Here is a 12,549-nt window from a genome sequence, read left to right on the forward strand (position 1 = left end):
TTGGGGTGGTCATCCACGACCTCATTGATTATGATGAGACTAACTAGTAAAGCACGGTTTGACGAGGAGGGAGGATTTACTTATGGCTACAGCAATACAACGTAAGGCAATCGTGATTGGAGCAGGGATTGGTGGATTATGCACAGCATTGTCACTTCATTTGCAAGGATGGCACGTATCCGTTTTTGAAAAGGCAGCATCCTTAAGAGAATCTGGCGCTGGAATTGTGTTGGCTGCCAATGCGATGAAAGCCCTTGATCTGCTTGGCGTTGGCGATACCGTCCGGAAAGCGGGAGCTTCGGTCACGCATGGTGACATTCGAACTTGGGACGGCCAACTCATTACGAGCCTCCCCGTTGCGAAACAAGCTGCTCTATACGGAACCCAAAGCTATGTCATTCTTAGAGCTGATCTTCAATCAATTCTGGTAAAAGCAGTCACTGCAACGACAACCATTCATACTAACAAACCATGGATGGATTCAAAACAGAGTGATCAAGGTGTTATCGCTGTTTTCGAAGATGGAACCGTGGAGAATGGAGATGTCATTATTGGCGCTGATGGCATTCACTCTGCCGTACGTGAACGACTTTTTGGTCATAGCATGGAACGTTACTCGGGATATATCGCGCTAAGAGGCGTTTGTCAGTACGAAGCGTCACAAGCTGCTGACGATGGTGGAGGCTTCGAGGCACTAGGTCCTGGCAAACGTTTTGGTCTCTCGAGTCTCGGTAATGGGCGAGCATTCTGGTTTGCCGCCATCAATGCACGTCAAGGAAATTTACCTCAAGTAGAAGAGAGACAATCGGAGCTACTGCGTCAATTTCACGGCTGGCATAGTCCGATCCTGACTGCTATTGAAGCAACAGAGGCCTCTACCATTTTAGCCCATAACATTGTTGACCGAGCACCACTACCAAAGTGGAGTTTCGGTAGAATAACACTTCTCGGCGATGCTGCACACCCCATGCTGCCCAATTTAGGACAGGGAGGTGCGCAAGCCATTGAAGATGCCATCGTCCTAGCCAGATGCCTGCAGCACTCGGATATTCCGTCTGCACTTGCAGCCTATGAGAAGGAACGTATGCCACGTGTAAACCGCATCACTAGCATGTCTCGATCGATGGGACGAATCGTACAACTTAAGAACCCTCTACTTATCTATGGCCGCAATAAGCTTCTGGCTTCTTTGTCAGAAGCCCTATATATTAGACGTTTTGATCCTATCATTGGCTATGAAGTAAAATAAACAACTTGATCTATGAGTGTGCTTTTAACAATTTAGATCGGAGCCATGGATAAGTCATTAACAATGAGGCAAGTAAAATCAACATTGGAATTATTGCAAGAAGTCCCACACTTCCCATGTTCGGTTTCCAAAAAGAAACAAGAGGCAAGCTCAAAAGCAAACTCACATTTAGGAATAAGGCCTTTCGCGTAATGGATGCGATAATTAACACTAAGCTGAGCGGGATCATTATGGCTGGAAGACCTCCTAAGTCTGAGCCATTCTCAAACTTAATCTTGATAAAAAGAAATATCGTAACTGCTAAAGCGAGAAGTCCTATATAGGAAGCGATATTCTTCATTTTGTCTTCACTCATCATCTTCACTCCACCGAATGGAATTTATATCCATTACACTATACCATATTGTGTAACTGCAGTAGTTGATAAAAAATGCCAACCATATGCTACGTTCGCAATACAGTTGGCAACATTACTTTTATTCTACTTTCATGTAATAAAGATTCGCGACATCATCCTTCGTAATGGTATGTGCGCCAGCTGCAATTGGTACACTGACAACACCATTTGTTACCGCATAGCTTGTTCCATCAACCTTTATTTTGGTTCCAGTTGCTGTATTTAACACTAAGGTTAATGTTTTAGCAGCGGTTGTAGTAAAGGCAATATTGGTTGCACTTTCGATTTTCAAACATTGGGTTAACGTTAAACCATTGTATACCACTGTTCCCTTGGTCGTTGAGAGGGAGCCTGTAATCGTAAAGAAACTGCTTGTTTTTCCATCCGTCGTAAAGTTGTGAACTATTGTCGATGCAGGCGGTGGTGTTGGTGTTGCCGTCGGTGCTGGTGTAGCCGTTGGGGCAGGCGTGGTCGTTGGCGCTGGTGTCGTCGTAGATGCCGGCGTAGTCGTAGGTGCTGGTGTAGAGCTTGGTGGTGTTGAATTACCGCCAACGGATACAAGTTGCGTTGCATAATTTAGTATTTTAGTCATCAACGGTGCATTAAGGCTAGAGGATAGGTCATCAACAGAATCTACAAAATCCCATGTAAAATCTCCCTTACTTAGGCGCCCTGCTTCTGCCGTAACTACTTGCTCAACATTGCTTACGCTATCAATATCGGCAGCATTTACACCCGTATCGATACTTGTATCGAAGTTATTGTACGAAGTTCCACCAACTAGTGTTTTGTATGAACTAGGCACTGTTTCATTTCTTGACGAAGCTAAGTAGGCATCAAATGAGGTTGCACTAGCAGGCGCTGTTCCAATGTTGGAATTGGCATAAATGATACTTTCAGCATCAACAATCGTGTTATTATAGGCTTTAATCATACCGCCATCTTCACCTGAGAAAGTACCTTCTGCTTCTAAAGCATCCGTACCTTGCAAGGAAATCATCATTGGTTTCTTCGTGTGTCTAAAATAATTGGATTCTACAAATGCATTACTTCCCGTTGTAGCACCAACCGCATATTTGGATATGCCATCAAAGAAGTTATTATAAATATGAATAGATCCTGTCCGAATACGTGGGTGACGAGAGTCGGAATGATCGAACCAGTTATGGTGGAACGTAACAAAGAACTCTGCTGAATCATCAAAACCGACAAGCGCTGCTTTTCCGGAATCCCAATAGTGATTGTATGAAATGGTAATATAGGTTGATCCTTTTTTGAGGTCAGTTGAACCATCCCCTTTGGCTTGGTCCGCATCTCCTCCTGCTTTTCCATAGACAATATCATTATTATGCAGCCAAATATTCGCATTACCTGTATCAAGTGAAATCCCATCGTCAGGGAATAACGCTATCCCTAAATTCCTTACTTCTACATTACCGACAGCTCTAAGCAGTATTCCCCATCCATAGGCATAGGCGTCTTTCCCGATACCCTCTAATGTAATATTCATTTCTGCATAATTGGCTTTACCTTTTACTTGCAAAAATCCACTGCTGTTAAGCTGACCACTCATGTTCGCATCTGTTACTTTTCCAATAAATCGGATAGCAAGGGGTGTTGTATCGTAACCTTTTTGTCTAAGTGCCAGAATTGCACCCAGTCCAACACCTGTCTGTTTACCACCTGAGCTATTGACTTTCACATCAAGCGCTACCGTCTGTGCAGTCGCAGATGTAATATACATAACTTGAGCGCCACTCTTGAGTGTACCATCATCATTATAAGCACCTGAACCTGTGCCAAAAGGTGAATTATCTGCAAAGGCAAATCCAGATCTGTCATGTGCCGCAACAGATAGCGTATTAGAAACCGTGCTTTCTTTCGTACCATCAGCCAATACCACTTCAACCTTCATGACATAACTTCCAGCTGCAAGCCCTACAGCATCAGCTCTCCAGTAGGAAGCGTATTTTCGAATTAATTGGGTATCGATTTGTTTATATTGTGAGTCTGCTGCACTTGCAGGTTTAACATAAACATTATATCCTTGCGCGTTACTGACAGGTGACCATTCTACGTAGGCCGTCTCATTCCATCCTCCACTACTGGTGATCGAAACACCCAATGCATGTACGACCGTATTCCCCACTCCGCTTACGATGATTGAAAACACTAGAGCAAACAATAAAACGTAACTCGTAACTTTCGCTGCACGATTTTTCAATTTAATACCTCCCGCGATCAATTGGTCTAGCATTACATGGAATCGCTTACAAGTTTGTCTTATCCGCTCCCTTCTCTCAACCAAACTCTTCTTAATCTCAAATATTTCCAACAACCACAGCTTATCAGTTTAAAAAGAGGTTCCGAAACAATCATTTGATCATATCTCCTCATTTTCTGAGATAATGATTATCAGCCGTGTGAATGATACTCTCCCTGCCGAATCTCAAAAACTGACAATGATATTACGGATAAAAGGCTACCAATTATTTCTAATCGGCAGCCTTCAGGTTGTATCGTATGTATGCGTGTTAATCACATGCTTCTAATCATTTTAATGGCTTCGTACTTGGCTGTGCAGTTCCAACTTTTCCATTCCGAACATCTTCCTGAACTTGATAAATGACTGCTTGACTTGGATGATGCAGCAATTGATCCTCTGTGGAAGAAGCACTTATGTCTCGAATAACTTTCCAAACGCCGGTTGTCTTAAGTAATTCATTTACACTTCTCTGTTCTCCTTGATTTAAAAAATGAAGGGTAACAGAGGCGCTAGCATGTGTGTCATCGTCATTAAAAAACTTATCGATCTTGTACGACAATAATTTATCCGACTTCATGGCAAGTTCAAATTCTTGCCTCATATCTATTTCATTTTTTCCAGTGAAGGTAACATAGGAGAAAGCTTTATTCGTATCTTCCGCTATAAGGCTATCCAAATATGCCTGTAGCACTCGTTGAGGATCAGAAGCTAAAGCTGATGTTCTTCCGAATGTTAAAAATAAACCACTCATTACAATAACAAGCGCCAATCCAAATAAAGACCATCGAACTACCTTGTTTTTAAACATGTTCATCCCCATAAACTCCTTCTAAAATATATCCTCGTGAATTAGTTTAATCATTAAACCAACATCTGGGATATTATACCATATAAAGGAAAATATAAGGTATACTTTATTTTAGAAGCTATGAGCTATGCAGTGTTTTTAAGTAACATCTTTAAGTAGTTCCATTAAGCCATTTGGATATAAAATTCGTAATCCTAGTTCAAAATCAGATACCGGTATCCATTGCGCATAAGTTATTTTAGCACCCTCACTAACCTTAAAACGCTCTTGCTTATATAGCGTGGGGTCACTTAGTTCAACGAGATATATTTGAGTTATTTCATGCCCTATATGCTCATCAATTTTTAAAAATATTTTCTATACATTTCATATGACTTTTAATACTGATTTGGACACCTAATTCCTCTTGGAATTCTCTAACAAGTGCCTCTTGTGAATGTTCCCCAAATTCAATTGTCCCACCAATTGGTCGATAGTAAAAACCAGTACCTTTTGAATGTTTGCCAGATTGTTCCTCAACAAGCACTTGATTGTTCCGGATAACGATTCCTAATACATTGGCACGTGGATACATGTCTCTTCCTCCTTGGCTCACCATTAAGTTAGTGCGCCCTTACTTTTTAGCCAACCAACCATAGTCTGCCTGCGAGTGTCCAGGCAACCTGTTATATGAATAGCCGACTCTCTACTATAACTAGGAGTCCCATGGATGTCTGCTCCACGTGTCAGCAAATACTCGGCAACCCTCCGTTGTCCTCCATGGCACGCATGCCAGAATGCGATGGTAATGTCTTCCCCTGCATGTGATGGATTACTGTCAATAAGTTCCTCTACACGCGACATCAATCCCAAAGCCGATGCGTGCCAAAGCTTATCAACACTAGCTCCCTGGTGTACTAGTAATCGAGCAACATGCCAACACCCATAGCCCACTGCATTGTCCAAAGGGGTGCCACCGCCAATCGAGCCGCCCAGCTTTTCAATGTCTGCGCCGCCTTCGATCAGCACAGCAGCGACATCCACATCATCACTGCTGGCCGCCCAGTGCAACGGTGTCTCCGAGTGACTTCCTCCAATCATAGGCACGTTTGGGTCAGCACCTGCGGCAAGGAGTATTTTGGTGATCATGGGTCCGTTAGGGAAGTATCCTGGCCAGTCGCTCACAACGTGCAGAGCAGTACGAGCACTGCCTATTTTGTCTATTTCTCTCTTTGTAGCCAATTCAGGATATTCTTCTAGGAGATGACGCAACGCGTCCACGTCTCCTGTTTGAATGGCTTGTACGAACGAATCCATGATGAACACTCCCTTAATCTCGTCTCGTTATTGTTGTTCCTTCCATGTTACTCCGCCATCTTTGGTATACAGGTTGATAAACCGAGAATAGGCCCTACCTTCATTCGGACTTGAAAAAATAAGACTTTGAACATTCTGAAAGGATGGAGAAGAGCCAACAAGCTGCCAAGTCTCACCTCCATTTATAGAACGGTACATTTCGCCTAAATTATTTTCAAGGATCCATAGATTGTTGATATCATAGGCGTAAACCGAAAAACTCCCGTTATTCCGCCCCGGAGAAGTAGGCTTGGCTGTTATACTTTCATAAGTCGAAACCCGACTTGTCCAGCTCATTCCTCCATCTGTGGTTTTGTACCAAATAACCCCATTCAGATTATTGTCTTTGTAAAATGAAAAAGTCATGAGCCCACTTGTATCATGAGGTCCCCAGAACATCGGCTTATTTAAAGGATACATATTTGTGTCTAATGCCTGCATGGGTACTTCCAATTTCACTTGTTCCCAAGAATGACCATTCGTAGTGGACTTGAAAATGATAGGTTTTCCTTTACCCGTATTGTTGTAAGTAATCCAAGGTTCATTATGATTCCGAATCACCAATCCGTTAGGACTAGCATACCCGAGATCTCTTTGGTTCGTAATATCTTCACTGAGTACAGTCCAATGTCGCCCACCATCTATGGTTTTCAAAAACAAATTTCGACGTTCCTTTGCCATTCCAGGCTCAGCATAAGCATAATAATATCCAACATGCTCATCTACAAATTGTGCCTCGCCCATTGTAACCATAGGATGAATACCCCAGTGTCCCTTTAGTGGATGATCCAATTTCTCCCAGTTATCCCCACCATCCGTAGTGCGATACACAGGTTCTTCACTCAAAGACAAATCTGTATTCGTTGTCATCTCTTCAGTAAACTCTTTCGGACGAAAGAAGGCCATTAACGTGTTTGGATCTGCGAATTTTAGTAATTCGTAGGATCCGTCTTCCTTAGGAGGTGTACGATCGACCCATGTTATCCCTCCATCGCTTGTTTTCCACACTTTTCTGCCAGCTGCCCAACCATTGTTGAAGTCATTCATATCGCTATAACCAAAGATATCCGCATGGAATACTGCAGGTGGTTCTTTTGGAGCCATTTCCCATGTTATCCCTTGAAATTCCCCTGTTACTTCCTCAAATTTGCTTTCGTTATCAGCCCCTCGGTAGGCCAACCAGAAGCTTTCGGACTTACCATCTACCCATCGGATCAAGAACTGAGCGTATACGCTCCCTTTTTGTATCCCTGTTTCATCGGCCCAGTCGTGAAAATCTCGTGTTGCTGTGGGACTAAATCCTTCTTTAACTCCGATATCGTATCTCCATAAAGTCTCGGTGTTATTGCCAGAATGAATTTGAGATTCTTTATACTTATTCCCAAGTAGTCTCAATAGATCTTCTTGAATCATGCTAGGTCTCATCACGGAACGGATATATTTTACAGCAATTGGGGGTGTCATCGTTTCAAACTCTGTTTGTACAATGGATGAATTCGATGTTAACAAGGATACTTCTGTCGTCTTTGTTTCATCAGAAGTACAACCTGTCATACCAAGGAACACTAGACAGCTTAGCAGGATGGAGGCTCTTTTTATTAGCAATGGTATCACAGCGATGACCACCCTTTCATTTCATTTCATTTCATGAGTAGATAATAGAATTTCCTTTCAAATTATACCATTTATTCAAATGAGATACTTTAATCTATTTTTCAATGGCTAGGTTAAAAGCAATCCGTGATAAGAAGTTAATCTTTTGGAAGGAATCAGTCATTCTTGGAAGAATAACTAGGAGGATATTCCGATAATCCATATGTACTCATAAGGAGATAAAACAATGGAAAATAACAAATTACTAAGAATGGACAATGTTGGCATCGTGGTTGAATCCCTTGATCATGCCATCGCGTTCTTCGAAGAGATTGGCTTGAAGCTCGAAGGGCGAGCTACGATTGAAGGAGAATGGGCTGGTCGCGTAACCGGGCTGGGTTCACAGCATGTAGAGATTGCTATGATGGCTACCCCAGATGGCCACAGTCGAATTGAGCTTTCGCGCTTCATCAACCCACCCATTGTAGCAGATCACCGAACAGCTCCTGTCAATGCCCTCGGTTATCTACGCGTCATGTTCGCCGTTGAAAATATTGACGAAATGGTATCCCGACTCATTAAGATTGGTTCTGAGCTCGTTGGCGAAGTCGTTACGTACCAGGATTCATATCGGCTCTGCTACATTCGCGGAACGGAAGGAATTCTCGTCGGTTTGGCGGAACAACTCCGTAAATAAATAGAAACAAAAGGATGTTCCACGACAAAAATTTGCCGAAGAACATCCTTTTTTCAAATCACTACGCTTCAACTTCTATATGAGTTCAACTTTTTTTTGGAACGTCATTTCATCTTTCAGCACATAACTTGACCGTTCATATGTTTTATGAGCAGCCCTATTATTGGGGCCTGTTAGAATCTTTATGCTTGTAACACCTCGTGAGGAAAGTTCTTGTTCCAGGAACGATATAAGCATAGTAGCTAACCCTATTTTTCGAGCAGCATCTTGCACATACATTTCCGTTATTTCACCTTGTGAACTGCGATAGCAAAAGGATTTAAAACATTGGGCACAAGCAAATCCAACCGGAATATCATCCAATATGGCTAGTGCTACTAATTCATTGTTCTTCGTAAGGCTTTCTTTAACTTCACTAGCCGTCATCCCTACCCCATTAAATTCCTCGTTCAAGGCGACAAGAATCTCGGCATCATTTCCATTGGCCCACCTTACAAATTTACACACAAGAGTCATCCCTTCAAAACTATCGTTTGGCTTACCTACTTACTCCCCCTAAAAAACAATGCACGAATAGCGAACCGCGGCAAGATCAACTGTCGTTTCCATCGAGAAGGTTGTTGTTTCAATCTGAAAAGCCACTCCAAGTTTAGCCTTTTCCAGATCTCGGGAGTTTCCTTTACTTTTCCAGCTATGACATCGAGACTCCCACCAACCCCTATCGCAATTTTCGCATGAAGTTGTGCGTTATATTGATGAATCCATCTCTCCGCATACGGAGCTCCCAGTGCAACGACCAATATATCAGGCTTTAATATGCCAATTTCTTCAACGATTTGCTCTTCTTCGGATGAATTAAAAAAGCCGTGATGCCTCCCCGCGATTACAAGGTTAGGAAATTTTTCACGAATAACTTCACATGCTTTTTCATTCGTAAGCGGATCTGCACCCAAAAAATAAAAGGACCACTTCTTTTGATTCCCTGAATCCAGTAGCTTTAACAACGTATCATACCCAGTAACCCTTTCAGGGAGGTTTCCACCCCTTAGTCGAGATACCATCACAATGCCGATGCCGTCCGCAGTAATGAGACCTGCTTGATCAATGATAGAACGCAACGACATGTCCTTTTGGCAAGCCATCGTAATCTCTGGATTAACCGTTATGACATGAAAAAGTTCGGATCTATTCTCTTGAATGACATCACTGAGAATCTCAATGGTTCGTTGTAATGTAATTTTGGGAAAGTCAACTCCCATTACTTTGGCGTATTTCTCTGTCATGGCATGTCCACCTTTATCTCTGGTTATCCTTAGTTTACATTATCTCTCCCAAAGCTCGACCAGTCGGCCTTCAGGATCTTCAATCCAGACAAACTGTCCGTAGTCACTACTCTCTTTGTTCTTAGCAAGAGGTACACCAATATGGGCAAGATGCTGAATCGTCTCGTCTAGATTATGTACTTCGAAATTTAACATGACTTGTTGTTCTTTTGGAAAATAACGATCATCCTCAGAAAAGAAAGAGAAAATCGTTTCGTTTCCTGATTGAGGTTTTATCACAGTCCCGTTCCAATTCTCTATATCAATCTGCAACACTTCACTGTACCATTTTTTGGTAACTTCAAGATTCTTAGTTCTCCAAAATATGCCTCCGAAACCTTTTATCATCGTATCTATCTCCTGTCTGTCATCAAATTTCTAACTGTCCGATTCCTTTAGCTATTCGAGATTTACATGTAAGTTCCTTTCTCAACTATACCACCTGCAACTTGAATGAACAAAAAAGAGCCGCCGCAAGGCAAGCTCCATCACTATCACTTACTATCCCCTATTTGTTTAAAATGTTATCACGATATTGACCTGGCGTCGTTCCTTCCAACTTACGAAAATAACGAATGAAATTGGCAGGCGTATTATACTTCAGCTTCTCCGCGATCTCGGATATTTTCATATCCGTTTCTAACAGCCATTGTTTGGCCATTTTCATACGATACTCCGACAAGTAATCACTGAAATTAACCCCCGTTTCCTTGCGGAATACTTTGGTTAAGTAATTCGGGCTGTAATTCATCCGACGTGCGCATACCTCCAGTGAAAGATCAGTATCGAAACCAGTCACTATCATATGAATAATTTGGCTGGAAATACTTTGGTACTGCGCATCTAGCTTATTTTCCAAGTGAATTAAGAACGGAAGCATCACCATATCCAGAAACCACCGTTCCACCTCACTCACTGTTTTCAATTGAAATAATTGAATAAATAAGGTCTGCTCGTCGGGGTATAAACGTTTAGGCAACACGCCTGCATCTTTGACAGCCTGAAGCATTTGCACGAGTAGGCGGACGAAAGACATGAAATATTCTTCATGCGTTCGCTCATCGACAGCAAGCGTCGTGATGAATTGATGAAGACAGCGCGTAGCCTGCTCTCGGTCTGCAAGCTTCAAGGCATCAAGCAGCTGCCGCTCTAGGGCATCCGGATAACTCAACTGCATGCTCTTCTCAGGCTGTACATCCTCAATGAATAGGATCGACTCTTCTCCCAGGTTCATCCGGTACTTCAGGGCTTGCAACGATTCACCATAGGCATGACGGATTTGCTTCATGTCCGTAAACATATGGCTGAAGCCAATGCTCACTTTCAGTTCCAGATACTGATTAATCATTTGCATAATGTGATGTGCCGCCGTGTCGAGCTGATTCTTGAACAGCTTAGGATCCGTTTCGGCCCCTCCTAGCAAAGTAACCTGCGAGTCCCCCATTACGACGGGTGGCAGCCTCTGCTCCGGCAGGAAAAGCTCGGAAACAATATTATTGATTGCGAACAGCAATAAATCTTGATCCTGTTCTTCGAAACGTGTATTGGCTAACGTATCGATTTGGATGGTCATGACACACATGGTGTTCCATGCTGTTGGATGCCCGAAAGCCTCCAGCTTATCCTGAGCTTCCGTCCTTGCCATATCGCTCTGGAATAGTTTGAAAACAAAGTATTCCCTCATTTGCTGGGACTGCCCCAGCACCTCCTGTAGAAGACTTGACTCCCTTTGCATGAGTCCTCGGAAACGTTCATTGATAAATTCAAATTCATCGATGGCTGCATCCACGCCTACGGTTTCTGGTGAGTTGCGCACGACCTCATATAACTTACGAATTGGTTTATACATCTTCCTTGATCCCAAATAAGCAATGAGAAAGGCGATGAGTAAAATACCTAGACAAATATATAAGGTGAACCATCCTATGCCCTGGGACTCCTTGTTTAGCTCATCGATGGACACCACTGACAAATAAACCCAACCATTATAATCGGATTTACGATAACTGATCCCGACGCGCTCCCGTTCCGAACGGGCTGTGTAGAAGCCTTGCTCCGCTGCAGGTATCGACTGATCCTTGCTGATCGCTAATTCTTGAAACTGCTTGCCCAGCAGATTAGCGGCATTGCCGGCGAAGACGACTTGCTGATCGTCCAGAAGCAGAACGTTCCCCATAGCCGTATCCCTGCTTATTAAGTTATTGACTTCATAGATCGGAATTGTCATAATCAGCAACCCCGACGGGTTGGGGGAATAGGCCGGAATTTTTTTGATGAGTTTCATTCCGGTAGAGCTCGTAGACCAGAATGAGGTTCTAGGATCTTTCACCCATCCCGCATAATTCTCAACAGACTTCGTTTCCAACATGGACAAACCGGATTCATTAATGGACCATTGGTTGGTTATGCTTATAAGTTCCATGCCCATTGTACCGAGCTCATTGCTTTGCAGCTTACTCATCGATTCGAGCAGACTTTTCACCTTCTGAACGTATCCATCCGTACCGACTAATTCTCCCTTAAGAGCGTCGATTACTACCGGTTGATTCATATATTGAATAGCCGAGTAATCAATTAGCCTCAGAAGCTGTTCAATTTGTGATTCTGTCTGTTTCAGCATTTGCTGATTGCTCTCATAGACCTTGGTTTGCACGGCGTCGGAGGCCTGGTAATAGGAAAAAGCACCTAGAACCATAACTGGAATCGTCCCTAGCAGCAGTGTAAACCATATGAGCTTGGATAAAAATGTAGATGCACGTAATTTCATAAACAAGCCCCCGCTGTCCTAGTACTAACCATAACTTATTGTTTACTCTCGGTTCTTTACTTTTATCAGCAAATGCGCGGAAATGTCAATAAGATCAGCGCTTGATCCCCGAATC

Annotated in this window: 12 protein-coding genes; 2 read left to right on the top strand and 10 right to left on the bottom strand. The window is 42.9% G+C overall.

Going from position 1 to position 12,549, the window contains the following annotated elements; all coding sequences use genetic code 11:
* The first annotated feature begins 82 nt into the window (after window positions 1-82).
* Complete coding sequence (locus AC58QT_RS09560) at window positions 83-1,249, top strand: FAD-dependent monooxygenase (protein WP_497408709.1); 1,167 nt, start codon at window positions 83-85, stop codon at window positions 1,247-1,249.
* A 10-nt stretch (window positions 1,250-1,259) separates the two neighbouring features.
* Here AC58QT_RS09560 and AC58QT_RS09565 read toward each other — a convergent pair whose 3' ends face one another.
* The 6 genes from AC58QT_RS09565 to AC58QT_RS09590 all read right to left on the bottom strand — a co-directional run bounded on the left by AC58QT_RS09565 (window position 1,260) and on the right by AC58QT_RS09590 (window position 7,669).
* Entirely contained in the window at window positions 1,260-1,607 is a 348-nt protein-coding gene (locus AC58QT_RS09565; RefSeq protein ID WP_497408710.1) for a hypothetical protein, read from the bottom strand.
* A gap of 118 nt (window positions 1,608-1,725) precedes the next feature.
* The gene (locus AC58QT_RS09570) at window positions 1,726-3,870 is read right to left on the bottom strand and encodes a pectate lyase family protein (RefSeq protein ID WP_497408711.1); all 2,145 of its coding nucleotides are present in this window, start codon (window positions 3,868-3,870) and stop codon (window positions 1,726-1,728) included.
* Between the two features lie 328 nt (window positions 3,871-4,198).
* Window positions 4,199-4,726 (bottom strand): hypothetical protein, encoded by a 528-nt coding sequence (locus tag AC58QT_RS09575; RefSeq protein WP_497408712.1) that lies wholly within the window; start codon window positions 4,724-4,726, stop codon window positions 4,199-4,201.
* 331 nt (window positions 4,727-5,057) lie between these two features.
* The gene (locus AC58QT_RS09580) at window positions 5,058-5,294 is read right to left on the bottom strand and encodes an NUDIX domain-containing protein (protein WP_497408713.1); all 237 of its coding nucleotides are present in this window, start codon (window positions 5,292-5,294) and stop codon (window positions 5,058-5,060) included.
* A gap of 23 nt (window positions 5,295-5,317) precedes the next feature.
* A complete protein-coding gene (locus AC58QT_RS09585; protein WP_497408714.1) occupies window positions 5,318-6,016 on the bottom strand; it encodes an ankyrin repeat domain-containing protein in 699 nt (232 codons plus the stop codon).
* A gap of 27 nt (window positions 6,017-6,043) precedes the next feature.
* Window positions 6,044-7,669, bottom strand: a complete 1,626-nt coding sequence (locus tag AC58QT_RS09590) for a WD40/YVTN/BNR-like repeat-containing protein (protein WP_497408715.1) — start codon at window positions 7,667-7,669, stop codon at window positions 6,044-6,046.
* Window positions 7,670-7,895: 226 nt separating this feature from the next.
* Between AC58QT_RS09590 and AC58QT_RS09595 the strand changes: the two genes are divergently transcribed.
* Window positions 7,896-8,345 (top strand): VOC family protein, encoded by a 450-nt coding sequence (locus AC58QT_RS09595; RefSeq protein ID WP_497408716.1) that lies wholly within the window; start codon window positions 7,896-7,898, stop codon window positions 8,343-8,345.
* A gap of 75 nt (window positions 8,346-8,420) precedes the next feature.
* On the opposite strand, the gene AC58QT_RS09600 is transcribed toward AC58QT_RS09595, so the two are convergent.
* The 4 genes from AC58QT_RS09600 to AC58QT_RS09615 all read right to left on the bottom strand — a co-directional run bounded on the left by AC58QT_RS09600 (window position 8,421) and on the right by AC58QT_RS09615 (window position 12,434).
* Window positions 8,421-8,861 (bottom strand): GNAT family N-acetyltransferase, encoded by a 441-nt coding sequence (locus AC58QT_RS09600; RefSeq protein ID WP_497408717.1) that lies wholly within the window; start codon window positions 8,859-8,861, stop codon window positions 8,421-8,423.
* 26 nt (window positions 8,862-8,887) lie between these two features.
* Window positions 8,888-9,628 (bottom strand): WecB/TagA/CpsF family glycosyltransferase, encoded by a 741-nt coding sequence (locus AC58QT_RS09605; protein WP_497408718.1) that lies wholly within the window; start codon window positions 9,626-9,628, stop codon window positions 8,888-8,890.
* 39 nt (window positions 9,629-9,667) lie between these two features.
* Window positions 9,668-10,015: a VOC family protein gene (locus tag AC58QT_RS09610; protein WP_497408719.1), complete on the bottom strand. Its 348-nt coding sequence runs from the start codon at window positions 10,013-10,015 to the stop codon at window positions 9,668-9,670.
* Window positions 10,016-10,175: 160 nt separating this feature from the next.
* Entirely contained in the window at window positions 10,176-12,434 is a 2,259-nt protein-coding gene (locus tag AC58QT_RS09615; RefSeq protein WP_497408720.1) for a helix-turn-helix domain-containing protein, read from the bottom strand.
* Window positions 12,435-12,549 lie beyond the last annotated feature (115 nt).

The sequence above is a fragment of the Paenibacillus sp. J31R109 genome (assembly GCF_059692055.1).

Excerpts from the sequence above, each read along its gene's own strand:
- AC58QT_RS09585 (WP_497408714.1), bottom strand. The coding sequence starts at position 6,016 with ATGGATTCGTTCGTACAAGCCATTCAAACAGGAGACGTGGACGCGTTG.
- AC58QT_RS09565 (WP_497408710.1), bottom strand. The coding sequence starts at position 1,607 with ATGATGAGTGAAGACAAAATGAAGAATATCGCTTCCTATATAGGACTT.
- AC58QT_RS09600 (WP_497408717.1), bottom strand. The coding sequence starts at position 8,861 with ATGACTCTTGTGTGTAAATTTGTAAGGTGGGCCAATGGAAATGATGCC.
- AC58QT_RS09560 (WP_497408709.1), top strand. The coding sequence starts at position 83 with ATGGCTACAGCAATACAACGTAAGGCAATCGTGATTGGAGCAGGGATT.
- AC58QT_RS09605 (WP_497408718.1), bottom strand. The coding sequence starts at position 9,628 with ATGACAGAGAAATACGCCAAAGTAATGGGAGTTGACTTTCCCAAAATT.
- AC58QT_RS09610 (WP_497408719.1), bottom strand. The coding sequence starts at position 10,015 with ATGATAAAAGGTTTCGGAGGCATATTTTGGAGAACTAAGAATCTTGAA.
- AC58QT_RS09595 (WP_497408716.1), top strand. The coding sequence starts at position 7,896 with ATGGAAAATAACAAATTACTAAGAATGGACAATGTTGGCATCGTGGTT.
- AC58QT_RS09615 (WP_497408720.1), bottom strand. The coding sequence starts at position 12,434 with ATGAAATTACGTGCATCTACATTTTTATCCAAGCTCATATGGTTTACA.
- AC58QT_RS09580 (WP_497408713.1), bottom strand. The coding sequence starts at position 5,294 with ATGTATCCACGTGCCAATGTATTAGGAATCGTTATCCGGAACAATCAA.
- AC58QT_RS09575 (WP_497408712.1), bottom strand. The coding sequence starts at position 4,726 with ATGAACATGTTTAAAAACAAGGTAGTTCGATGGTCTTTATTTGGATTG.